This window comes from Mycobacterium sp. (assembly GCF_050700595.1).
Classification (GTDB): Bacteria; Actinomycetota; Actinomycetes; order Mycobacteriales; family Mycobacteriaceae; genus Mycobacterium.
The window spans coordinates 1-22,240 of the sequence record NZ_JBOHHI010000027.1; the positions used below are offsets into that span (position 1 = coordinate 1).

Genomic DNA, 22,240 nt, shown 5'->3' on the forward strand with positions numbered 1-22,240 from the left:
AACGAACTCCTCACCCTGACCTCCAGCAAATCCGGACCCAAAACCAACGCCCGTGCCGCTACGCGCGCACCCTCAAATGAGGCAACCAGAAGCTCGACGCGCGCATCTTGACATGAGGCAACACGCACGACCGCTCGCCCTGTTTGTGCATGAAGCGCCAACTGTGGATAACTCCGGGCACGCGCCCGGGGCAGCGTGACGTTCGCTACCGTCGGGATATGCACGAGCACCTCGTCCGCGCAACCATTGCCACCGGCACCGTCGAAGGTTTCACCCGCGACGGGGTGCATCGCTGGCGTTCCATCCCTTATGCGCGTCCACCCGTCGGGCGGCTGCGGTTGCGGGCGCCGCAGCCACCCGAGCCGTGGTCGGGCGTGCGGCACTGTCACGGGTTCACCAACTGCGCTCCGCAGGAGCGTCGTTACACCATGATCGGGGTCGGCCGCTACCAGCCGATGGGCGAGGACTGCCTGACCCTCAACGTCGTGACACCGGAAGTTTGCGACGGCGAACCGCTACCGGTCATGGTCTTCGTCCACGGCGGTGGATACATCCTGGGCAGCTCGGCCACGCCGCTGTACGACGGCGCGGCGCTGGCCCGTCGCGGCTGCGTGTACGTATCGGTCAACTACCGACTCGGTGCGCTCGGATGCCTGGATCTATCGTCGCTGTCGACACCGGACATCACCATCGAGAGCAACCTTTTCTTGCGTGACCTGGTGATGGCGCTGCGCTGGGTCCGGGAAAACATCGCGGCGTTCGGTGGCGACCCGACCAATGTCACCCTGTTCGGCGAAAGCGCCGGCGCGCATGCCGTCGCCACGATGCTCGCCGTGCCGGCCGCTGAAGGCCTTTTCACCCAAGCGATTTCGGAAAGTCCGGCAGCCGGGATGGTGCGGTCCCGTGAGGTTGCGGCCGAGTTCGCGTCCTGGTTCGCCGCGCTACTCGGTGCCCGCGAGCTGGACGCTGCCCACACGCTGATGCGCGCGTCCGTGGCCGAACTGGTGGCGGCACAAGGCCGTCTCGTCGACGAAGGTGTGCAAGACATGTTGGGCGCCTTCCCGATCGGCCCGGTTTTCGGCGACGACTACCTACCGCTGGATCCGACCGAGGCGATGCGCCACGGCCAAGCTCACCGGGTCCCGCTCATTGTGGGCACCAACGCAGAGGAGGGCCGCTTGTTCACCCGGTTCCTGCGGCTGTTGCCGACGACCGAGCCGATGATCGAAGCGCTGCTTGCGGAAGCCGGACCGGCTGAGCGGGAACGTATTACCGCTGCCTATCCCGACTATCCCGACCGGTCCGCATGCATACGGCTGGGCGGCGACTTCGCGTTCGGCTCGGCCGCTTGGGAGATCGCCGAGGTCCACGGCAGCCATGCGCCGGCCTATCTGTATCGGTACGATTTTGCTCCGCGCATGTTGCGTTGGTCGGGTTTGGGCGCCACGCATGCCACCGAACTGCTCGCCGTCTTCGACATCTACCGCACCAAGTTCGGTGCGCTGCTGGGCGCTGCCGCCGACCGCCGGTCGGCGTTGCGGGTCAGCGATGAAATACAACGGCGCTGGCGGTCTTTCAGTAGCACCGGAGTACCCGGAAACGACTGGCCTGCCTACACCAGCACCGACCGTGCAGTGATGGTCTTCGACCACAAGTCGCGCATCGAATTCGATCCGCATCCCGAGCGGCGGATGGCGTGGGACGGCTTTTCGGTGGCGCGGTGAGAACTGGCACGGTTATCGAAGGACCGGGTGACCTGACCGCCGGGTGGCTGACCGCGGTACTGGGCGCCGGAACCGTCGCCGATTTCACGGTTGAGCGCATCGGCACCGGCCAGATGAGCGAGTGCTACCGCGTTCGGCTGACTTACGCCGACGACAGCGATACCCGGGCGCCGGATTCGGTGGTGTTGAAGGTCGCGGCCACCGACCCGGTGAGCCGACAGACCGGCGTGGGATTGGGTCTGTACGAGCGGGAAGTCCGGTTCTACCGCGATATCGCGCCACGGCTGACCGGGCCGGTCGCGCCCTGCTATCACGCCGCTTTCGACACTGCGGCCGGTGTTTTCGACGTGCTGCTCGGTGACGCGAGTCCGGCTGTCGTCGGCGACGAAATCCGCGGCGCCACAGCGGTGCAGGCGCGGCTTGCTGTCACCGAACTGGGTCGCCTGCAAGCTCCGCTGCTCGATGACACCGCGCTCGCCGACGCGGCCTGGCTCAACCGCGACGCACCGATCAGCCAGGCGCTGATCACTGCGCTCTATGCCGGTTTTGTCGACCGCTACCGCGACCAGATCACGTCGCAGCATCGCGTCGTCTGCGAACGGCTGGTGGGCGCTTTCGACGCCTATCTGGCCGGCGAGGACAGCCGCTGCCATGGTCTGGTGCACGGCGACTACCGGTTGGACAACCTGCTGTTCGGCTCCGCCGGTGCAGACCGTCCGTTGACGGTGGTCGATTGGCAAACCGTCACCTGGGGGCCGGCGATGACCGATCTGGCCTACTTCCTCGGCTGCGCGCTGCCGGTAGCAGACCGGCGTGCCCACTATGACGAACTGGTGCAGGCCTACCATGCGGCGCTCGGCCCGGCCGCGCCGATCAGCCTGGCCGATGTCTGTGAGGCTGTGCGCCGGCAGAGCTTCTTCGGCGTGATGATGGCCATCGTGTCGTCAATGTTGGTGGAACGCACCGAGCGCGGCGACACGATGTTCATGACCTTGCTGCAACGCCACTGTGAGCATGTGCTCGACACCGACGCGCTGGCGATCCTGCCGGCACCGGTGCCCGTGGTGCCGCTATGTCCAACCCATGACGACGAATCCGCACATCTCGCGACCGACGAGCCGCTGTGGAACGAGAGCTGGTATGCCGATTTCACCGATGCCGCACAGGGTTTCGGTGGCTGGATACGCCTTGGGCTGATCCCCAACCAGCACACCGCATGGCTGCACGCGCTGCTGTGCGGGCCGGATCTGCCCACCGTGGCCGTTGTCGACTCCGAGGTCCCGCTACCTGCCGACCCGTGGACCGTGCACACCGGCGGCATCGACTTCAGCCACTCGACCAACGACCCGCTGCGCAGCTATCGGGTTGTGCTGCAAGGGCGCGGCGAGTCCTACACCGACCCCGCGGCGTTGCTGCGCGGGGAGCGGGGCGTGCCGGTCGAGGTGGCGATGGATCTGGAGTGGATCACCGACGGCACCCCGTACCAGTACCGGCTGACCACCCGCTACGAGATCCCGTGCACCGTGTCGGGCAGTGCCACCATCGACGGCGTCCGGTACAGCATCGACTCGGTGCCGGGGCAACGCGACCACTCCTGGGGAGTGCGCGACTGGTGGAGCATGGACTGGATGTGGAGTGCGCTGCACCTCGACGACGGGACCCACCTGCACGCGGTGGATATCCGTATCCCCGGTGTCCCGCCCGTGGCGGTCGGCTACGTTGCGGGCCGCGACGGCAGCGTCACCGAAGTGCTGGCCGTTACCGCGCGGGAAATGTTCGGCTCCAACGGCTTACCCGAGGGTGCGACGTTGGCGCTCGATCCGGGGGGGATTAACGCGACCGTCGGCGTGCGCGGCCACGCACCGGTACAGCTGGTCGGCGGCGACGGACGGATAAGCGAGTTTCCCCGGGTATGGGCTACGGTCAGCACCGCCGACGGTCGCAGCGGCGTGGGCTGGCTGGAATGGAACCGCAACCGGCCACAACAGTGACCGGCCGGCTGCCACCGATCGTGGTCATGGGCGTTTCCGGATCGGGCAAGTCGACGGTGGGGAGGGCGCTGGCGCAACGAGTGATGGTGCCCTTCGCCGACGCCGATGAGTTCCACTCGGAAGGCAACGTTGCCAAGATGGCCGCGGGCAAACCGCTGGACGACAAGGACCGTTATCCGTGGCTGGAAGCGATCGGGGAGTGGCTGGCGCGCCATGACGACGGCGGCGTGATGAGCTGCTCGGCGCTCAAGCGCAAATACCGTGACCAGTTGCGTGCACATTGTCCCGGGGTCGAGTTCTTGCACCTGAGCGGCTCGCCGGAATTAATCGCCCGCCGGCAAGCCGGCAGGTCTGGGCACTTCATGCCGTCGTCTCTGCTCAAGTCGCAATTCAACACCCTGGAACCATTGGGTCCGGACGAGCGGGGGATCGTCATCGATGTCGATGAGCCGGCCGAGGCGATTGTCGAGCGCTTCCTGAAGCGCTTTGCTCGTTAGCATGGGCGGGAGGCAGCATGTATGAGGTCGTCGTCGGGTCAGCGATCGCCGCGCACTTCGCTTTCCTCTGCTATCTGGCAATCGGCGGCTTCATCGCGTTGCGCTGGCGGCGCACCATCTGGCTGCATGTCCTCGCGGTGCTGTGGGGTATCGCAATCACGGCCGGGCATCTGGATTGCCCATTGACCTGGCTCGAACGTTGGGGCCGCGGGAAAGCCGGCATGACACCGCTGCCTTCGGAGGGATTCATCGCCCACTACATCACCGGAGTGCTCTACCCGGCAACCTGGGCTGGTGCAGTCAAAGCCGCCGTATTCACAGCCGTGGCGGTGTCGTGGGCGTTGTACGTTTGGCGACGACGACGGCGAGTGCCCACGTCGGCTCGGCGGATCAGCGCGTGACCCGGCGTTCGAAGCGTTTCCGCGCGGTATCGGCCAGTTCGCTGCCGCGGCTGCGGGCCGCACCTATGAGCGGCACGCTTCTCTCCTCGACCACACCGGCCAGTTCGCGGCCGCGCTCGGCCCCCACGTGGAGGCCGTGACCGATCTTCTCGCCGATTTCGGAATCGAACAGGCTTCCGTCGGATCGCGCCGACGGCAGTGCAGCCGACACCGCCCCGGAAATGCGGCCTGCCGCCTGCCGACCGCGCCATCCGAGTGATGGCTTTCCTTCGGTGTCGGCGGCGGCGATGATCAGGCCACCGATCAGACTCAAATCGGTGAGGAAGTTGCGGCGTTTCTCCGCTTTCCGTTTAGGATCGGGCTCGTTCCAAAACAGCTGCGCAGCAAGGCTCCCCGGTATCACCGTGCATGCCAGCGCGGTCGAGGCGATACGCGGCATTTTGCCGGTGGTCAGTAGGACACCACCGCAGACCTGGATGGCCGCATTGATGCGTGCCGCCGTCTTCGGGTCGGACGGAACTTTGGACCCGACGGGGTCCGGCAGCGTCCGCAACGCGGCGACCGTCTGCTCTGCGGCATCGACGCTGCTCTGGGGCTTTCGTAATGTCTCGATGCCTTGGCCGATGAATACCGCTGACAACATGGGCCGGGCGATTCTTCGAAGCAACATGGCCGGTGGGTTCCCGGACGGACCGCCGTGCAAACCGCCGGAAGTATTCCTCAGCAACCACGTCGGGCTTCAGTCCGTCAGTTAGGTTCAGGTGATGACGTCTCCCGCCGAGCGCACCGCGCGGTTATTCGACCTCGCCGATCGGGTGACCGGATTCATGCCTGCCGACGAGGGCCGGGCGCTGTACGACGCCGCGCTGCAGTACTTCGATCACGGTGTCGGGGTGGAGATAGGCACCTACTGTGGCAAGTCAACGCTGCTGCTGGGTGCGGCTGCGGTCACCGGCGATAGCGTCCTGTACACCGTCGACCATCATCACGGGTCCGAAGAGCACCAGCCGGGCTGGGAGTATCACGACGTCTCGCTGGTCGATGAGGCCACCGGGCGTTTCGACACCCTGCCGACCTTCCGCCGCACCCTTGATGAGGCCGGTCTGGATGACAACGTGGTTGCGGTGGTGGGCAAATCATCGGTGGTGGCCCGCGGATGGCGCACCCCGCTGCAGCTATTGTTCATCGACGGCAGCCACAGCGAGGCTGCTGCACGCCAGGACTTCGATGGTTGGGCGCGCTGGGTGGGTACCGGTGGCGCGTTGATCATCCACGACGTGTTCCCCGATCCACGCGACGGTGGCCAAGCTCCGTACCAGATTTACTGCCGCGCACTGGAAAGCGGCACATTCGTACAGAGATCAGCGACAGGGTCATTGCGGGTCCTGGAGCGGGTCGGGGGACCGGGCGCACTGCCTAACGATCGGTCGAGGTGACCGCGCACTCGCAGTCGTAATCGCCCTTCAGTCCGTGCGGCAGGTCGGTACCCCGGAAGATGCCGCTGCCCGCAGTGGTGCGTGACAAGGCGTCGGCCGCGAGAATCACTGAGGCTCCGGTCCAAGTGGTTCGCTCGACCGGCCAACGCTTTCCGTCGCTGAACACCAGCCCGGTCCAATACGAGCCGTCCTTTTCGCGCAGGTGCTGCATGGCCGCGAACTGCCGCAACGCTGCCTGCCGGTTGCCCATTGCGTCGAGTGCCAGCACCAATTCGCAAGTTTCAGCACCGGTGACCCACGGGCGGTTATCGACACATCGGATACCGAGTCCGTCGACAACGAAATCGCCCCAACGCTCGGCTATCCGCTCGGCCGCAGCCGGCCCTCGCAGCACGCCACCGAGAATCGGGTAGTACCAGTCCATCGAGTGGTGCGGCTTCTCGGTGAACGCCGATGGGTGGGCGCTGATGGCATGGCCCAGCCGGCCCAGCGCGATTTCCCAGTCGAGTTGTGGCTCATCGAGGTAATTGGCCAGAGCCAGCGCACAGCGCAGGCTGTGGAATATGCTGGCGCATCCGGTCAGCAGTGCCTCTCTGACCGGCCCGGATGAGCCGCGTGCCCAACATATTTCACCGCCTTCGAGTTGCAACTCCAGCACGAAGTCGATGGCGGCACGCACTGTCGGCCACATCGTGGTGGCGAAGGCGCCGTCGCCGGTGGCCAGCACGTGGTGCCAGACTCCGACGGCGATGTAGGCGCAGAAGTTGCTGTCGCTGTTGGCGTCCTCGACGACGCCGGCGCGCAGTTGGATCGGCCAGGAACCGTCCGCCCGCTGTTGGCGACGGCACCAGTCGTAGGCACGGCGGGCTGGCTCGGTCAAACCCGCAGTGGTGAGTGCCATCGCAGATTCGACATGATCCCAGGGATCGGTGTGCCCGCTCACCGACCAAGGGATCGTACCGGACGGCTCCTGCACCGCAGCAATCGATTCCGCGGTTTGACGGCACTGCCCCGGAGTGAGAATGCCCGCGACACCGGGGATGTCAGACCAGTTCAACGACGGGCACCCGCTTCTCGAAGTACAAGGCGGCGCTCTTGCCGATCAGCGGATTGAGCGCTGATTCGGTGATCCTGGTAATCCAGGGCCGCTGCATCATGTCCCAGACCAGCAGCTTGTGGTACGCATTCACCATGGGGCTATCAGAGTTAGACACGCCGACAATGCATTTCAGCCACCAGAACGGTGCGTGCAACCCGTGGGCATGGTGGGTATAGATGAGCGTCATCCCGGCGTTGGTGAATTTGAAGCGTAGCCGGCTGGCCCGGTAGATCCGGATGTGGCCGCCTTCGTTGCTGTGATACTCATCGGACAACAGCCAGCACACCTGTTCGGGCAGCCACCTGGGCACGGTGACCACCAGCGTGCCACCGACCTTGAGGACGCGGATCAACTCGTCGATCACCTTGTCGTCGGCGGGGACGTGTTCGAGGATTTCCGACGCGATGACGACGTCGAATGTGCCGTCGGGATACGGCAACTCCAGCGCGTCGCCGACCACCGTCTCGGCGCTGGCGGAGGGCGGCGTCTCACCGGCCTCGGCCATCGCCCGCAGCAGTGTGTCGACGTCGGCCAGTTCGGTGGCGTTCTGGTCGAACGCGATCACCTCGGCACCGCGGCGGTATGCCTCGAAGCTGTGCCGGCCGGCTCCGCAACCGACGTCGATGACCTTGGTGCCGGGGCCTATGTGGAGCCGGTCGAAATCGACCGTCAGCACGGTTCGCCCACGGTCTGGTCCGCTCCATCGCGGACCCGCGCGATCGCGTGTCCGTAGACGCGAACGGTTTGCGCGGCCACCGATTCCCAGCTGTACACGTCGAGTGCGCGCCGGCGACCGGCGATCCCGAGCCGGTGCAGCTCGTCGGGCGAGGCCAGTAGTTCACCCAGCACCCGGATCAACTCGTCGGCGTCACCCGGCCGCACCAGTCTGGCGCAGCCGCCGTCGGGGCCGAGCACTTCGGGTAACGCGCCGGTCCGGCTGGCAACGATCGGTGTGCCGCTGGCCATGGCCTCTACCGCGGGCAGTGAAAACCCTTCGTAAAGTGAAGGGATACATGCGACTTCAGCAGAAGCAAACAATCCCGCGAGCTCGGCGTCGGAGAGCCCACTGGAAGTGTGCACGACATCGGAGATACCGAGTTCGGCGATCAACTTCTCGGTGGGTCCGTTCGGTTCGAGTTTGGCGACCAGCTGCAATTCCACGTCGCGTTTGGTCCGCAACTTGGCCGCCGCGTGCAGCAGATTCGCGACCCCCTTGAGCGGTGTGTCGGCGCTGGCGATGGCGATGATGCGGCCGGGCACGCGCGGTTGCGCCGACGGGGTGAACACGTCGGTGTCGACTCCGAGTGGCACCACGTGCAGTTGGGCGGGCTTGACCCCGAAGTCGGTGGTGATGTCGGCTGCCGATGACGACGAGACGGTCAGCAGGTCCGGAATGCTGCGGGCCACTCGCTCCTGCATTTCCAAGAAGCCATACCACCGGCGCACCAACGGCTTACGCCACCACGGTGCCGCCGCCAGATCCAACAGTCGGTCGCGGGTGATCGGGTGGTGCACGGTCGCCACCACCGGCAGGCCGGCCACCGCGATGTCAAGCAGTCCATCGCCCAGGCTCTGGTTGTCGTGCACCACGTCGAAGTCGTCGCGCCGGTCGGCCAGCAGGCGGGCGGCCCGCAGACTGAAGGTGCGGGGCTCGGGGAAGCCCGCCGTCCACACCGTCGCGAGCTCCAGGACATCGATGCGGTCCCGGATTTCGCGCGGGTGCGGGATGCGGAACGGATCGGGCTCGCGGTACATGTCCAGGCTGGGCACCTGCCGAAGCACCACCCGCGGGTCAAGACCCTCTGGGTAGGGCTGACCGGAGAACACCTCGACCTGATGTCCCAATTCCACCAGGCCCCGGCTGAGATAACGAACGTATACACCTTGGCCGCCGCAGTGCGTTTTGCTGCGATAGGACAGCAAAGCAATCCGCATACTCACGCCCAACCGGCCACGACGTCAGCGAGCTGTCTGGACACGTGTCTGGACTATACGTCATGCACCACACAGCACCGGCGGCGCGCCGGCCTCGCGGTATGGCGACGCTGAACGTTTCACTGGGCTCCGCGACTGTGACGCAGATCAATCCCGGTGTGTGACCCAGCTCATTGCATAGCCCAACTTAATTAGGGAAGCCTAACCTCTCGTGCAATCCGAATGCCGCAGGAGTGGCTGATGCCGACCACTAACCTCGAATTCGCCTTCGACCTGACGCTCGACGAGGTCCGGCGGCGCAGTGCTGTGCTCGAGGCGATCGGCGCGGACTGGGACCCGATCCGCGCGCTGGCCGAGGAGGAGCAGGCCTACGCCATGCTCTACTCCAATCTCGACGACGAGCAGCAGCGTCTTTACGACGCCCTGGTCAGCGCCGGGGTACTACCGGACCGGGCGGTGGACCGTGCTTCCGATTGACCCCGACGCCGACAGAAGCCGTCGCGCCTGGCTGGATTGCCCGAACTGCGAGCACGGAGCCGCGTGCGGCGACTGCCGAAGGGGTCGCAATTGCAGCACCCACTGGCAGTACCTGATCAGCAACAACGCCGCGGTGGTGCATCTGCAGTGCCCGAGTTGTGCGCACCTGTGGTCGCTGGACACCGCCGCGCGGCGTCACCATCCCGCCGCCTGACGTCGCGCAGTACTACCTACGCCGGGCGGCGATACGGTGGGCACTATGCGAGCGTTGATCGTCGTCGACGTGCAGAACGATTTCTGTGAGGGCGGCTCGCTGGGTGTGACCGGTGGCGCCGCCGTGGCCGGCGCCATCACCGATTACCTGGCGAGTCCCTTCAGTGCCCGCGGCTACCAGCATGTGGTCGCCACCCAGGACTTCCACATCGATCCCGGTGACCATTTCTCCGACCGACCGGACTATGTGTCGTCGTGGCCGCCGCACTGCGTCGCAGCAAGCCGCGGTGCGGAGTTCCACCCCGCTCTCGACGTCGACCGGATCGAGGCGGTCTTCCGCAAAGGCGCACACGCCGCGGCGTACAGCGGTTTCGAAGGTGTCGACGACACCGGGACCCCGCTGGCGGACTGGCTGCGGCAGCGCGGTGTCGACGAAGTCGACGTGGTCGGGCTCGCCACCGACCACTGTGTGCGCCAGACCGCCGAGGACGCGGTGCGGGCAGGTTTCGCCACCCGGGTGCTGCTGGACCTGACGGCAGGGGTGGCCAAGGAATCCACCGCCGCGGCCGTCGACGCGTTGGCCGAAGCCGGGGTCGAACTGCTGCCGAGCGCCTGATAACGCCGCCGGCATGTGGGTACTCCGTGCCCGTCCGCTGATCGAGAGGAGCACCCACGATGACCGTCGGCCCGCAGCAAGCCGCACCGACCGGCGAGGTCCGACTCGACTCACTGTTGGAGCAGCGGCACCGCAAGGGAGTGCTCGACGGCCACATCGACATCGACGAGTGGGCCGGCGGGCTGCCGCAGGACAAGGCCAGAGTGCCGGACCTGCGCATCGGCCGGCGCTGGGTGAGTTCGCTGTGGCTGCTGCCGATCGGCGTGGTGGGGTTGCTCATCCTCGTCGCGCTCGCGCAGCAGCTACGCCAATACGATTGGATGAAGAGCTTCATCGACGGCTACCCGGGAACGTCGGCGACGTTTGCCCCGGCGGTCACCTCGGGATTTCCGTGGTGGGTGCGCTGGCAGCACCTGTTCAACATCATCTTCATGATGTTTTTGATGCGGGCCGGGCTGCAGATCCTCGCCGATCATCCCCGGTTGTATCTGAACGCGGGCTGCCGACCGGGGAGCGCGTGGTTGCGGATGCGTGAGCTCGTTCCCGCGGACCGCATGGACCCGGACGACGCGCCGCACATGTGGACGGCCAAGGACGATTCGGTTGCCCTGCCCAAGTGGTTGGGCATACCGGGCTTTCGGCATTCGATCGGGTTGGCCCGTTGGTGGCATTTCAGCTTCGATTTCTTGTGGCTGCTCAACGGAGCGGTTTTCTACGTGCTGATTTTCAGCACTGACCAATGGCGCCGGATCGTCCCGCGATCCTGGGATGTCTTCCCCAATGCGCTGTCCACCGGGATCCAGTACGCATCACTGGACTTTCCGGTCAATGAGGGCTTCACCAACTACAACGGCATGCAGATCATCGCCTACTTCACGACAATCTTCGTCGCCGCGCCGATCGCGTTCATCACCGGCTTGCTGCAGGCGCCGTCGATAGCGGCGCGATTCGGTTTCGGCCGCGGCATTCTCAACCGGCAGATGGCCCGGACAGTGCATTTCACGGTCCTGGTCTGGATGGTGTTCTTCATTGTGGTCCATACCGTGATGGTGTTCATTACGGGACTGGTGCCAAACCTGAACCACATCGTGTTGGGCACCAATACCCAATCGTATTGGCCGCTGGGGGTTTACCTCGTCGCGATGGTTGTCATCGTGGCGCTGTGGCTGCTGGCGTCCCCGATCACCATCCGCTACCCGGGGGTGGTTCGAGTCACCGGACGCTGGCTGATCGGTTGGGTGAAGTTCTTCATGGAGTGGACCCATCCGAAGGCCACTTACACGGAGAAGGACATTTCGCCGTTCTTCTGGGCCAACGGGACGCTGCCGAAGTCCGATCACTACTACTCGTTGGCGGCCGATAACTGGAAGGACTATCGGCTCCGCATCGAGGGGCTCGTCGAGAACCCGGTCAGCCTTTCCTACGACGAAATCCGCGCGATGCCTAAGCGTGCGCAGATCACTCAGCACTACTGCATTCAGGGCTGGTCAGGTATCGCCGAGTGGGGCGGGGTGCCGATGTCCGACATCCTTGACCTGGTCCGTCCCTTGCCGTCGGCGCGCTGGGTGGTGTTCTACTCGTTCGCCGAAGGGCCGGGCTCGATCGAAGAAGGCCGCTACTACGACTGCCACCAAATCCGGCATATGCGTGAGCGGACCTGTCTGCTGGCCTACGAGATGAACGGCGAGCCGCTCAACATCACTCACGGCGCGCCGCTGCGCTTGCGCAACGAGCTCGAACTCGGCTTCAAACAAGTCAAGTGGATCGAGGGCATCGAGTTCGTTGAAACCTTCGCCCACCTTGGCTGGGGGCAGGGCGGGTTCAACGAAGACCACGAATTCTTTGGCTACCGGATGCCGATCTGATCGCCACGACCCGGGAATACTGGGAGCACCCAACACCGGATCGGGAGCGCCATGGTCGATACGCCGTTCGGACGGCGGACGCTGCTGCGCGGCGCCGCCGCGGTCGGCGTTGCCTCGCTGGCATCGTGGCCCACGGGGTGTGGTGCTGGTGACGATGCGCTGACCTTCTTCTTCGCGGCCAATCCCGAGGAGGCGGACGCCAGGCTGCGGATTGTCGATGCCTTCTGCCGCCGGCACCGAGACATCAAGGTGCGGACGCTGTTGTCGGGGCCGGACGCGATGCAACAGATCTCCACGTTTTGCGCGGGCGGCAAGTGTCCGGATGTGCTGATGGCGTGGGAATTCACCTATGCCGGATTGGCCGATCGGGGTGTGTTGCTGGACCTCGGCACCATGTTGGCTCAAGACCCGGCTTTCGCCGCGGAACTGACGGCCGACAGCATCCCGCCGCTGTATGAGACCTTCACGTTCAACGGTGGTCAATATGCTTTCCCGGAGCAGTGGTCCGGGAACTTCTTGTTCTACAACAAAGAGCTGTTCGCCGCCGCCGGCGTGCCGCCGCCGCCGTCACGCTGGGAACAACCGTGGAGTTTCGGCCAGTTCCTCGACGCCGCCAAGGCGCTCACCAAGCGCAATCGATCAGGCAGGGTCGGCCAGTGGGGATATGTCGACACCTGGGTCGCGATGTATACGGCTGGTTTGTTCGGGATGAACAACGGTGTCCCGTGGTCCACCCCACGGATGAACCCCACCCACCTCAACTTCGACAACGATGCCTTCCTTGAAGGCGTCCAGTTTTTCGCCAACCTGGCCCGCAAGCACAAGGTCGCGCCCACCGCATCTGAGACACAGTCGATGTCCACGATGGATCTGTTCTCCTCGGGCAAGGCCGCGATGGCACTCGGTGGGCACTGGCGATACCAGACATTCGATCGGGCCGAGGGCTTGGATTTCGATGTCACCGTGCTGCCGACAGGGCCGAGAGGACACCGTGCCCGCTCGAATATCGGCACGACGGGGCTGGCCATCGCGGCCAGCAGTCGCCGCAAACGGCAGGCGTGGGAGTTCGTCAAGTTCGCGACCGGCCGACAGGGACAGGCCTTGATCGGCGAGTCCGGCCTTTTCGTGCCGGTACTGCGATCCGCGATCAACTCGACCGGATTCGCTGACGCCCACCGCAGGATCGGGAATCTCGCCGTGCTCACCGGCGGACCGGCCCATTCCGAGGGTCTGCCGATCAGCCCGCAGTGGGAAAAGATCAACGCGCTGATGGACCGCAACTTCGGACCCGTCCTGCGCGGCTCGAAACCGGCGGCGTCGCTGGCAAGCGGATTGTCACATGAGGTCGACGAGGTGCTGCGAAACCCATGACGCAGATCGACCACTCCGCGGTTGCGGCAACCCGGCCGGGCCAGTCTTCGGTGCGACGCGCCCGCGCCGGGCGCATGTTCGTCGCGCCGAACCTGGCGGCGGTCGCGGTGTTCATGCTGTTCCCGCTCGGGTTCTCGCTCTACATGAGCTTTGAGAACTGGGACCTGTTTACCCCCGCCAAGTTCGTTGGTCTGCAGAACTTCGCCACCCTCTTCACCTCCGATCCGCTATTTGTCATCGCGCTGCGCAACACGGTGGTGTTCACGGTTGGAACGGTGGTGCCGACGGTCCTCATCAGCCTTGCCGTCGCCGGTGCGCTGAACCGGAAAGTCAAGGGGATCGGTATCTTCCGAACGATCGTCTTTCTGCCGCTGGCCGTGTCGTCGGTGGTCGTGGCAGTGGTGTGGCAGTTCGTCTTCAACACAGACAACGGACTACTCAACATCATGCTCGGTTGGGTTGGCATCGGCCCGGTTCCGTGGTTGGTTGACCCCAAGTGGGCCATGGCTTCGCTATGCCTGGCCAGTGTGTGGCGAAGCGTGCCGTTCGCCACGGTCATCTTGTTGGCCGCGATGCAGGGAATCCCCGGTGACCTGTATGAGGCAGCCAAACTCGATGGCGCGGGGGAGCTGCGCCAGTTCGTCTTTATCACCGTGCCGCTGATTCGGGGCGCGCTGTCCTTCGTGGTGGTTATCTCGATCATCCACGCGTTCCAGGCATTTGACCTCGTCTACGTGCTAACCGGCCGCAACGGTGGACCAGAGACCGGCACCTACGTCTTCGGAATCATGCTGTTCCAGCACGCCTTTGCTTTCTTGGAATTCGGTTACGCATCCGCATTGGCCTGGGTGATGTTCGCCATCTTGCTGGTGTTGACCGTGCTGCAGCTACGGCTGACGCGGCGTCGCGGCGAGGAACGATCGTGGGTCTAGGCCAGCGGGTGATCAAACCCGGCATCGTGCGTGCAGTCGCACTGTATGCCGTACTGGTCGCCATCGCATGGTGCGCGCTGTTCCCGATTCTGTGGGCGGTATCGGGCTCGTTGAAGAAGGAGGGCGAGGTAACCCAGCCCACGCTTTTCCCGTCGCAACCGCAGTGGTCCAACTACCGCGAAGTGTTCACGCTGATGCCGTTCTGGCAGATGTTTTTCAACACCGTCTTCTACGCCGGATGCGTTACCGCGGGCCAGGTTTTCTTCTGCTCACTGGCCGGATATGCCTTCGCACGGTTACGGTTCCGCGGCCGGGATACCTTGTTCGTCTTGTACTTGGGCACCTTGATGGTGCCGCTTACGGTTACCGTGGTCCCGCAGTTCATTCTCATGCGGGTCGCCAACTTGACCGACACGCCGTGGGCGATGATCGTGCCCGGATTGTTCGGCAGCGCGTTCGGCACTTATCTCATGCGGCAGTTCTTCCTGACTTTGCCGACAGATCTCGAAGAGGCCGCCATCCTCGACGGTTGCTCTCCGTGGCAGATCTACTGGCGGATACTGCTGCCCCATGCGAAGCCCGCGGTGATGGTGCTCGCCGTGCTGACCTGGGTCAACGTCTGGAACGACTTCCTGTGGCCACTGTTGATGCTTGAACGCAAGAGCATCGCCACCCTCACTCTCGGCCTGGTGCGGCTGCAGGGCGAATACGTCGCCCGGTGGCCGGTGCTGATGGCGGCATCCATGCTCATCCTGCTTCCGCTGATGATCATCTACGCCGTGGCCCAACGCGCGTTCGTCCGCGGTATCGCCATGACCGGCTTCGGCGGGTAGCCAATGGCATCGGTGACCTTCGAACAGGCGACGCGGCACTATCCCGGCACCCCGCGGCCAGCGCTGGACCATTTGGACCTGGCGGTCAGCGACGGCGAGTTCGTGGTGCTGGTGGGGCCGTCGGGGTGCGGCAAAACGACGTCGCTGCGGATGATCGCCGGTTTGGAAACGCTGGATTCGGGCCGTATCCGCATCGGCGGGCGCGACGTCACCGACGACGACCCCAAAGACCGCGACGTGGCGATGGTGTTTCAGAACTACGCGCTGTACCCGCACATGACGGTGGCGCAGAATATGGGCTTCGCGTTGAAGGTCGCCAAGGTACCCAAGACCGAGATCCGCAACCGAGTGCTGGATGCGGCCCGGTTGCTCGATCTGCAGCCGTACTTGGACCGCAGACCCAAGGATCTTTCCGGGGGGCAACGCCAACGGGTGGCGATGGGCCGGGCGATCGTGCGTCGCCCACAGGTCTTCTTGATGGACGAGCCGTTATCCAATCTCGACGCGAAGCTGCGGGTGCAAACCCGCAACCAGATCGCCGGATTACAGCGACAACTGGGCACCACGATCGTCTACGTGACCCACGACCAGGTCGAGGCCATGACCATGGGGGATCGGGTCGCGGTCCTGCGTGACGGCGTGCTGCAGCAGTATGGGCCGCCCCGGGAGCTCTATCGCAACCCCGTCAACGTGTTCGTCGCCGGGTTCATCGGCTCCCCGGCAATGAACCTCTACACCCTGCCGATCGTCGACCACTCCGTGTCGTTGGGCGACTGGCCGATGCCGGTCCCGCGCCGAGTCGCCGACAGCGCCGGTGAAGTCGTCGTAGGGATCCGGCCCGAGCACTTCGAGCTGGGTGGTCCCGGTGTCGAGATGGAGGTCGACGTCGTCGAAGAACTCGGTGCGGACGCTTACCTGTATGGCCGGATATTCCCGTCGGGCAACACGGCCGAGCAGGCCGTAGTCGTTCGTGCCGAGGGGGGCAACCCACCGCAACGCGGCACCCGGGTGCGCCTGCATCCGCGGACCGACCACCTGCACTACTTCGGTGTCGACGGCCGACGGATCCCCTGACGCCCACTCCGGATGTTTGGGATGGCCGGGGAGCGGGTACCGAGCCGGGGACCGCCCGGGGGGTCGGGGTGTGGGGAAGTATTCACATGATGCAATCGGCGGATTCAGGACCGCTGGCGCTGCCACGCGACGACGCCATTGGGCATACCGGAGCGGCGTTGCCGTCATTCGACGAGATCACCGCACCGCTTAATGCACCCGGCGGGAGGCGGCGCCCAATCGAGGGCTTTCTGGCACACCCGCTCAACCCCGCCGAGGTGGCCCAGGCGCGGCTGTTCGAAGAGATCCTGCGAGCAGAGATCGCCCGCCTGGAGCAACTCGCCACCTCGATGGAGAACCGCTGGTTGGACCGGCGGGACAGAGACGATGGCCGGCGGCCGCAAGACCTGGTCGATTTGCGTACCCGCATCGATGAAGCCCGCCATCTCCTCGACACGCTGCAGGGACGATTCCTGCGGCCGCACCAATCGGACGGCCGCGGGCCGACCTCGCCGAGTTCCTAGGCTTCGAGGCGGGCGCGAACCGCTTTCATACGGTCGGCCAGCGCAGCTTCGCCGATGACCTTCCTGGCGATGAGGGAGTGCGCGAGCGCGACGAGCTGGTTCTCCGGGAATGGCAGCGTCCGGTATACCTGATCGGAGAGCCGGTCCTCGTCGTCGCGACGCGTCAGCAGTTGCAGCACGGTCCCTTCCCCGTCGAGCGCCTCGCAGATGCCGTCGAGACTGGACTTCCAGGGTGGTACCGGATTGGTGACGCCGTACTTCGCCGCCATCAGCGGCCACACCTGTCCGTGCGTGACGATCCGCTCCAGCGTCTGCACCCTGACGGTTGTGATGTCGTGTTCGGTTGACATCTCTTGATCCTCAGTAGTTCTCGGCCGGTCGGACCGCGGGATGGATCCGACGTGGTGCGTTCGATGTCACGCCGGGCCGGGGGAGCGCGACGCCGATCATGCAGTCGCGGGTCACGATCTCGGCAAGCTGCTCCTCGTTCCAGCCGTCGGTACCTTCCGGCCGGACTGGGAGCACCAGAAATCTGTGCTTGGAATTAGAGTCTTCGACGCGGATCTCGACGTCTTCAGGAAGATAGAGGCCGAATTCCGCGAGAACCTGGCGCGGCCAGCGCACGATGCGGCGTCGGTAGTTCGGTGTCCGGTACCACTCGGGTGAGTTTCCCAGGATCGGGCGGGGATAGCAGGAGCACAGGGTGCATACGACCACGTGGTGCAGCGTTGGTGTGTCCTCGAGTACCTGCAGTGAGGTGAAGTCGCTGGGAGTTCCGTAGCCGGTTGGTTGTAGCCAGTCGATTCCGATCTCCCGACTGGCTGCGATGCCATCATCGAGGGCTGACCGCTTGAAGTCCGGGTTGACCCAGGCCCTGGCGACGAGCCGGGCGCCGGGCGCCGGTCCGATCTGTTCGACGAACTCGGTATAGCGCCGGTGATCTTCGGCGGTGAACAAACCCTTCTCGATAGCCAGCTCACGCAACGCGATCTCGAGCACCTCGAAGTCGGTGATCTCTTCTACCATCGGTGCTCCGTGCTCGGCTTTCTTTGCCATCCCGGTACTCCTGCTTTTTCGCTAGGCGACTGGTTGCAGCCAGCGTTCCGAGATCTCCGCCTGAAGCGTGTCGCTCGGACATCCCGTGTACGGCTCCCACAGGTCGGTCATCTTGAAGCGGACAATGTAGAACCACTCGGGTTTTTGATCGTCACGGCCGAATGCCTCGTCTTCGGGCGTCAAACTCTCGTACGACACTTTGGCAACGGTGCCTGGCTTGCCCCGCAGATACTCCTGGGTGCGCGTGTAAAAGATCGTCGGCAGGTCCCGCACCTGCACCGGGTCGCCGACCGCGAACCGGGGGGCCCCGGCCGTACCGGCGAAATACTGCGGATCCCCCTTGCCGAGAGCCTCGATGTGATGGCGGTTCCGGATGACTGTCTTCGCGTCACCGACGGTGCGAGGCAGGGGTTCCAATACGGTGTTTTCGCTGCCGGCGCGGTTGCGTACCTCGCTGACCCGCTCGATCAGTTCACCGAGCGTGATGTGGTGCTTGTCGATGAGGCACCGGGCCATGGCCAAGACCCAGCGACCGTAGTAGGGGAAGCCGAGATACAGCATCCTTCCGACATCGACATTGCCGAGCCGCCTGCGCTCCTCGGACGTCCAGATGCCCCGCCCGCTAAGGACCTCACAAGTTACGAACGCGTTGAGTTCCCACTGCTCCTCTTCTTTTTCCTCGAACGTGGCCGGGGCGTCCGGCTCGCCGCCTACGTCGTGCGGCGTCTTCATGTAGGCGCGAAAAAGTGTGTGATCGATCTCGTCCGGATAGGCCCAGTCCCGCAGCCGATGAAACGCATGGCGCAGCTGACTGACAAAATCGCCCATAACAGAATTCGGCATGACTGCCGCCTCCCACGTGGATGGACAGCGCCCCGACCAATCACACGATAACGCCCCGGGCTTAGTCCAGTTGCCAGTTCATCTTCTTGGCGAAAGCAAGCGCATCCTCGGAGATGGTTCCCAAAGCTTTGCAACGCTTGGTGTACTCATGCACCATCGTCAAGAAGTTGAGCGGGTTGTAGGCGTCCTCTTCATAGCTCCACAGCCCGTCGCCGGCGTATCTCAACACGGTCAAGGTGCCGGTCTCATGAATGCTGCCGTCGCCGGGATCTTTCATGCGGTTGAGGAACTTCCCGATGAGCCAGCCCCGGTCTTCGTCGATGGTGTACCACTCGGTCGGATAGGACGGCATCTCCGAGCCGGGGAAGACGCTCATCGTCGACGCGATCCAGGTGCGGATCTGTTCCCGGCCGTGCATTTCCCCGTATACATGCTCGACGTAGACGGCATCCTCGGTGAACATGTCCGCATAGTGCGACCAATTCCCGTTCTGGCCTATCTCGACGACGGCTTGACTGTAGTCGTGAAACGCCGATTCGATCTCGTCGCGTGACCACCGCCCCATCTGCTTCCTCCATTCAATAAGAAGTGTCAATCATTCACGGACGCGCGGCTTTCTCAGCACGACTGCTCCGGTGACCCGTGGCTAAAACTATGGTTAGATTGTGGCTAATATACGGCTGTACTAGGGGCTTATGCGATCTATCCCGCTGGGCGAAGCCAAGGACAAACTGTCGGCTCTCATTGACGACGCCGAATTCACGCACGACATCATCACCATCACCAAGCACGGTCGGCCGGCCGCGGTACTAATGTCCGCCGACGACTTGGAATCGTTGCAAGAAACCGTCTTTTGGCTCTCACAGACCGGAATCGGTGCTGATCTGGCGGAAGCGGAACGGCAGTACGCCCAGGGGTCGACCATCAGCGGCGACGCGCTGCGTGATGAGTTCGGGCTACCTTCGGAGTGAGCCCGAACGAGAGCAACTACCGAGTCCAGGTCGCCGGGTCCGCGCGTCGGGACCTTCGGCGGCTCCCAGGCAAGATCGCCGCGGCGATCATCGAGTTCATCACCGGTCCGCTGGCCGAAAACCCGCAGCGACTCAACAGACCGTTGCGTGGTGAACTGGCTGACTATCGCAGCGCCCGCCGTGGCGACTACCGCGTGCTGTTCCGCATCGACCACGACAGACATACCATCCTGATCGCCGCCCTCAACCACCGCGCTCACATCTATCGGCCGCGTTAACCACCTCGCCGCGCCCAGCGCCACAGTCCGGCGGCAACGGGTCAACCGCTTCGGTTGACTTCTCAGAAGGCAACGACAAGGTCGCGCCAGTCTTTCTGTCTGGGCCGTTGCCGGAGGTGGCCTTCGATGCCCTCGACAATCTGCCTGAACTGACTGTGATCGAGGGTCCAGATGAGGATGATGCCGGCATGCGAGCGCTGCGCTTCAGCCCATTCCCGGGCGAGTGGGGCGAAGTCGCGACTGTTGCGGGTGATGAGCACACGATTCTGGCCGGCTGCAAGTTCGAGTACGGCAGGATCGTCGAGCCCTTCGAGTGCAGCGTCTTCGGCGAGCGCGAGCACCTCGTGTCCGGCCGCGCGCAAGCGACCCGCGATCCCGCGCGGGGAGAGGTTGGCGTCGAGCAGCAGTCGCACAGGTGCGGTTATGGGGTCGCCTTGGAGAGTACGAAGGGGTAGAGCTCCTGCCACTCCTCGACGGGGCGCCGATTCTCGACAATCGCATCAGCGATCTCTTCGGGATAAGCGTCACGGTAGGCAAGCGCGAGGCGGGCCTGGCGTTCATTTAGCTGGGTCTCCTTGACCAGCCGCTGGACTGAGCCAAAGTCCTCGAACATGTGGATGATCTCCCAGACATCGAGGCCAGAGCCAATCACCCACGGCCTGCGACGAGCGTCGTCACCACGAAATGCGACACCCGGAAAGCGTCTCGTGCGAACTGCTTCCTCGGTGAGCGCTTCGACGACTGCGCTCTTCGAGCGCCGTGTGCGGCGGGCTTCGTCCTCGACGGTCCGATCAGTCGACACGGTGAAGCGGACGCTGAACGGTTCGCCCTTGCGGGTTCGCTCAGGTTCCTGACGGCCCATAACGGCGAGGCTATCACACAAAACTTACATTGTGTTCTACGGTGCACCAAGCGCGTGAATCGCTTGAACCGACGCGAACTCGGGCATTACGGGTCGAATCTGGGGCATTCTCATCGAATCCGAGGTATCGATCACTGGTACGGTATTGCCGTACAATGTTGGTACGGTATTTCCGTACACTAGAGGAGGCCGAGCCCGCTTATGACCATTAGTGCGAGTGAAGCCCGACAGCGCCTTTTCCCGCTCCTCGAACAGGTCAACACCGACCATGAACCCGTGCGCATCACATCCAGGGCTGGAGATGCGGTGCTCATGTCGGCCGCCGACTACGACGCGTGGCAAGAGACGGTCTACCTACTGCGTTCACCCGAAAATGCACGCCGACTCATGGAGGCTGTGGCCCGGGACAAGACCAGCCGCGGCGGCCCGGCCAGCTACACGAAGTCGATCGACGAACTCCAGGAGATGGCCGGCGGCCAGGAGTGAGGAGTATCAACTTCGATCCTGACGCCTGGGACGACTTCCTGTTTTGGTTAGCCTCCGACCGCAAGATGGCGCGTCGGATCACCCGACTCATCGGAGCAATCCAGCGCGACCCGTTCATGGGGATTGGAAAACCAGAACCGCTCAAGGGGGAACTGTCCGGGTACTGGTCCCGGCGGATTGACGACGAACATCGGCTCGTGTACCGAGCAGACGACAACGAGGTCAAGATCCTCAAAGCCCGGTACCACTACTGATGAGCGCCGCCAGCCCCGTCGTCGCTGCCCAAAATTCGATGAGAATGCCCCAGACTCGATGAGAACGGACATGGGCGAGTCCAACACGATGCGTCAGTACTCCTTGTGCCACAGGCTGATTCGTCACAGTGACGTATTGCTGTCGGTAGGCGGGGAGAGAGGGAGAAGGGTGTTCGGTCCGGGACTACACGCTGGCCGACGGGAGCACCCTCAACGTTTGGGCTGACTCCGGAGTCATGTGCAGCAACTCAGGCGTCGCGCAAACCGATGCGCAATCGGCCCGTCGCGGCGACGAGTTTATCTAATGCAACTCGCAGGGCGTTCAAGTACCGATAAGCGACACTATGTCAAGTAAGCGATGTCGGTATCGCCTGGCACGCTTCTGACCATGACACTGAATCATCCTGTCAATACGGAGTTGATTCGCTGCTCTCCCACCACTGGTTGCGGTCAACTCAAACCGCGAAGTCGTATGGTGCGCTGTCGCACATCCGACCCACTCTGCATGGCGTGCTACCAGCGA

General features: G+C 64.1%; 27 protein-coding genes and 1 pseudogene. 18 read left to right on the top strand and 10 right to left on the bottom strand.

Annotated features, from left to right (window positions below; translation table 11 throughout):
* The first annotated feature begins 218 nt into the window (after window positions 1–218).
* The 4 genes from ACRDTL_RS02535 to ACRDTL_RS02550 are packed head-to-tail and all read left to right on the top strand — an operon-like array spanning window position 219 to window position 4,613.
* Entirely contained in the window at window positions 219–1,724 is a 1,506-nt protein-coding gene (locus ACRDTL_RS02535; RefSeq protein WP_431505150.1) for a carboxylesterase/lipase family protein, read from the top strand.
* Window positions 1,721–3,715 (top strand): phosphotransferase, encoded by a 1,995-nt coding sequence (locus ACRDTL_RS02540; RefSeq protein ID WP_431505151.1) that lies wholly within the window; start codon window positions 1,721–1,723, stop codon window positions 3,713–3,715. Before ACRDTL_RS02535 ends, ACRDTL_RS02540 begins: the two co-directional genes overlap by 4 nt.
* The gene (locus ACRDTL_RS02545) at window positions 3,688–4,212 is read left to right on the top strand and encodes a gluconokinase (protein ID WP_431505152.1); all 525 of its coding nucleotides are present in this window, start codon (window positions 3,688–3,690) and stop codon (window positions 4,210–4,212) included. Before ACRDTL_RS02540 ends, ACRDTL_RS02545 begins: the two co-directional genes overlap by 28 nt.
* Window positions 4,213–4,229: 17 nt before the next feature.
* Window positions 4,230–4,613, top strand: coding sequence for a DUF2784 domain-containing protein (locus tag ACRDTL_RS02550; RefSeq protein WP_431505153.1), 384 nt, complete (start codon window positions 4,230–4,232; stop codon window positions 4,611–4,613).
* 13 nt (window positions 4,614–4,626) lie between these two features.
* On the opposite strand, the pseudogene ACRDTL_RS02555 reads toward ACRDTL_RS02550, so the two are convergent.
* Window positions 4,627–5,283: pseudogene (locus tag ACRDTL_RS02555) on the bottom strand (DoxX family protein); the annotation flags it as partial.
* A 94-nt stretch (window positions 5,284–5,377) separates the two neighbouring features.
* Here ACRDTL_RS02555 and ACRDTL_RS02560 point away from each other — a divergent pair.
* Window positions 5,378–6,049 carry a class I SAM-dependent methyltransferase gene (locus ACRDTL_RS02560; protein ID WP_431505154.1) on the top strand — a complete coding sequence of 224 codons (672 nt, stop codon included), beginning with the start codon at window positions 5,378–5,380 and terminating at the stop codon, window positions 6,047–6,049.
* On the opposite strand, the gene ACRDTL_RS02565 is transcribed toward ACRDTL_RS02560, so the two are convergent.
* The 3 genes from ACRDTL_RS02565 to ACRDTL_RS02575 all read right to left on the bottom strand — a co-directional run bounded on the left by ACRDTL_RS02565 (window position 6,030) and on the right by ACRDTL_RS02575 (window position 9,083).
* Window positions 6,030–7,025, bottom strand: a complete 996-nt coding sequence (locus ACRDTL_RS02565; protein ID WP_431505176.1) for a prenyltransferase — start codon at window positions 7,023–7,025, stop codon at window positions 6,030–6,032. The genes ACRDTL_RS02560 and ACRDTL_RS02565 overlap by 20 nt on opposite strands.
* Before the next feature lie 67 nt (window positions 7,026–7,092).
* The gene (locus tag ACRDTL_RS02570) at window positions 7,093–7,824 is read right to left on the bottom strand and encodes a class I SAM-dependent methyltransferase (protein WP_431505155.1); all 732 of its coding nucleotides are present in this window, start codon (window positions 7,822–7,824) and stop codon (window positions 7,093–7,095) included.
* Complete coding sequence (locus tag ACRDTL_RS02575) at window positions 7,818–9,083, bottom strand: glycosyltransferase family 4 protein (RefSeq protein WP_431505156.1); 1,266 nt, start codon at window positions 9,081–9,083, stop codon at window positions 7,818–7,820. Before ACRDTL_RS02575 ends, ACRDTL_RS02570 begins: the two co-directional genes overlap by 7 nt.
* Before the next feature lie 240 nt (window positions 9,084–9,323).
* Between ACRDTL_RS02575 and ACRDTL_RS02580 the strand changes: the two genes are divergently transcribed.
* The 9 genes from ACRDTL_RS02580 (at window position 9,324) to ACRDTL_RS02620 (ending at window position 16,967) form a co-directional block, all read left to right on the top strand.
* On the top strand, window positions 9,324–9,560 hold the full coding sequence (locus ACRDTL_RS02580) for a DUF6400 family protein (RefSeq protein WP_431505157.1): 237 nt from the start codon (window positions 9,324–9,326) through the stop codon (window positions 9,558–9,560).
* Window positions 9,547–9,774 carry a hypothetical protein gene (locus tag ACRDTL_RS02585; protein WP_431505158.1) on the top strand — a complete coding sequence of 76 codons (228 nt, stop codon included), beginning with the start codon at window positions 9,547–9,549 and terminating at the stop codon, window positions 9,772–9,774. The genes ACRDTL_RS02580 and ACRDTL_RS02585 overlap by 14 nt, the downstream gene beginning before the upstream one ends.
* 45 nt (window positions 9,775–9,819) lie before the next feature.
* Window positions 9,820–10,389 (top strand): pyrazinamidase PncA, encoded by a 570-nt coding sequence (gene pncA, locus ACRDTL_RS02590; RefSeq protein ID WP_431505159.1) that lies wholly within the window; start codon window positions 9,820–9,822, stop codon window positions 10,387–10,389.
* A gap of 59 nt (window positions 10,390–10,448) precedes the next feature.
* Complete coding sequence (locus ACRDTL_RS02595; RefSeq protein WP_431505160.1) at window positions 10,449–12,254, top strand: molybdopterin-dependent oxidoreductase; 1,806 nt, start codon at window positions 10,449–10,451, stop codon at window positions 12,252–12,254.
* Between the two features lie 51 nt (window positions 12,255–12,305).
* Window positions 12,306–13,625, top strand: a complete 1,320-nt coding sequence (locus ACRDTL_RS02600; RefSeq protein WP_431505161.1) for an ABC transporter substrate-binding protein — start codon at window positions 12,306–12,308, stop codon at window positions 13,623–13,625.
* On the top strand, window positions 13,622–14,557 hold the full coding sequence (locus tag ACRDTL_RS02605; protein ID WP_431505162.1) for a carbohydrate ABC transporter permease: 936 nt from the start codon (window positions 13,622–13,624) through the stop codon (window positions 14,555–14,557). Before ACRDTL_RS02600 ends, ACRDTL_RS02605 begins: the two co-directional genes overlap by 4 nt.
* Window positions 14,548–15,390 carry a carbohydrate ABC transporter permease gene (locus ACRDTL_RS02610; protein WP_431505163.1) on the top strand — a complete coding sequence of 281 codons (843 nt, stop codon included), beginning with the start codon at window positions 14,548–14,550 and terminating at the stop codon, window positions 15,388–15,390. Before ACRDTL_RS02605 ends, ACRDTL_RS02610 begins: the two co-directional genes overlap by 10 nt.
* A 3-nt stretch (window positions 15,391–15,393) precedes the next feature.
* Window positions 15,394–16,464, top strand: a complete 1,071-nt coding sequence (locus ACRDTL_RS02615) for an ABC transporter ATP-binding protein (protein WP_431505164.1) — start codon at window positions 15,394–15,396, stop codon at window positions 16,462–16,464.
* Window positions 16,465–16,550: 86 nt separating this feature from the next.
* The gene (locus tag ACRDTL_RS02620; protein WP_431505165.1) at window positions 16,551–16,967 is read left to right on the top strand and encodes a hypothetical protein; all 417 of its coding nucleotides are present in this window, start codon (window positions 16,551–16,553) and stop codon (window positions 16,965–16,967) included.
* On the opposite strand, the gene ACRDTL_RS02625 is transcribed toward ACRDTL_RS02620, so the two are convergent.
* From ACRDTL_RS02625 to ACRDTL_RS02640, 4 genes are all read right to left on the bottom strand, one after another.
* The gene (locus ACRDTL_RS02625; RefSeq protein WP_431505166.1) at window positions 16,964–17,317 is read right to left on the bottom strand and encodes a thiocyanate hydrolase; all 354 of its coding nucleotides are present in this window, start codon (window positions 17,315–17,317) and stop codon (window positions 16,964–16,966) included. The two genes, ACRDTL_RS02620 and ACRDTL_RS02625, sit on opposite strands and share 4 nt — an antisense overlap.
* Before the next feature lie 10 nt (window positions 17,318–17,327).
* On the bottom strand, window positions 17,328–18,023 hold the full coding sequence (gene scnC / locus ACRDTL_RS02630) for a thiocyanate hydrolase subunit gamma (RefSeq protein ID WP_431505167.1): 696 nt from the start codon (window positions 18,021–18,023) through the stop codon (window positions 17,328–17,330).
* A gap of 21 nt (window positions 18,024–18,044) precedes the next feature.
* Window positions 18,045–18,851: an SH3-like domain-containing protein gene (locus ACRDTL_RS02635; RefSeq protein ID WP_431505168.1), complete on the bottom strand. Its 807-nt coding sequence runs from the start codon at window positions 18,849–18,851 to the stop codon at window positions 18,045–18,047.
* Between the two features lie 76 nt (window positions 18,852–18,927).
* Window positions 18,928–19,431, bottom strand: coding sequence for a YybH family protein (locus ACRDTL_RS02640; RefSeq protein ID WP_431505169.1), 504 nt, complete (start codon window positions 19,429–19,431; stop codon window positions 18,928–18,930).
* A gap of 130 nt (window positions 19,432–19,561) precedes the next feature.
* Between ACRDTL_RS02640 and ACRDTL_RS02645 the strand changes: the two genes are divergently transcribed.
* Window positions 19,562–19,837 (top strand): type II toxin-antitoxin system Phd/YefM family antitoxin, encoded by a 276-nt coding sequence (locus ACRDTL_RS02645; protein ID WP_431505170.1) that lies wholly within the window; start codon window positions 19,562–19,564, stop codon window positions 19,835–19,837.
* Window positions 19,834–20,115: a type II toxin-antitoxin system RelE family toxin gene (locus ACRDTL_RS02650; protein ID WP_431505171.1), complete on the top strand. Its 282-nt coding sequence runs from the start codon at window positions 19,834–19,836 to the stop codon at window positions 20,113–20,115. The genes ACRDTL_RS02645 and ACRDTL_RS02650 overlap by 4 nt, the downstream gene beginning before the upstream one ends.
* Before the next feature lie 62 nt (window positions 20,116–20,177).
* On the opposite strand, the gene ACRDTL_RS02655 is transcribed toward ACRDTL_RS02650, so the two are convergent.
* Window positions 20,178–20,528 (bottom strand): DUF5615 family PIN-like protein, encoded by a 351-nt coding sequence (locus ACRDTL_RS02655; protein WP_431505172.1) that lies wholly within the window; start codon window positions 20,526–20,528, stop codon window positions 20,178–20,180.
* 8 nt (window positions 20,529–20,536) lie between these two features.
* A complete protein-coding gene (locus tag ACRDTL_RS02660) occupies window positions 20,537–20,977 on the bottom strand; it encodes a hypothetical protein (protein WP_431505173.1) in 441 nt (146 codons plus the stop codon).
* 201 nt (window positions 20,978–21,178) lie between these two features.
* On the opposite strand from ACRDTL_RS02660, the gene ACRDTL_RS02665 reads away from it, so the two are divergent.
* Complete coding sequence (locus ACRDTL_RS02665; RefSeq protein ID WP_431505174.1) at window positions 21,179–21,463, top strand: type II toxin-antitoxin system Phd/YefM family antitoxin; 285 nt, start codon at window positions 21,179–21,181, stop codon at window positions 21,461–21,463.
* On the top strand, window positions 21,460–21,717 hold the full coding sequence (locus tag ACRDTL_RS02670; protein ID WP_431505175.1) for a Txe/YoeB family addiction module toxin: 258 nt from the start codon (window positions 21,460–21,462) through the stop codon (window positions 21,715–21,717). Before ACRDTL_RS02665 ends, ACRDTL_RS02670 begins: the two co-directional genes overlap by 4 nt.
* Window positions 21,718–22,240 lie beyond the last annotated feature (523 nt).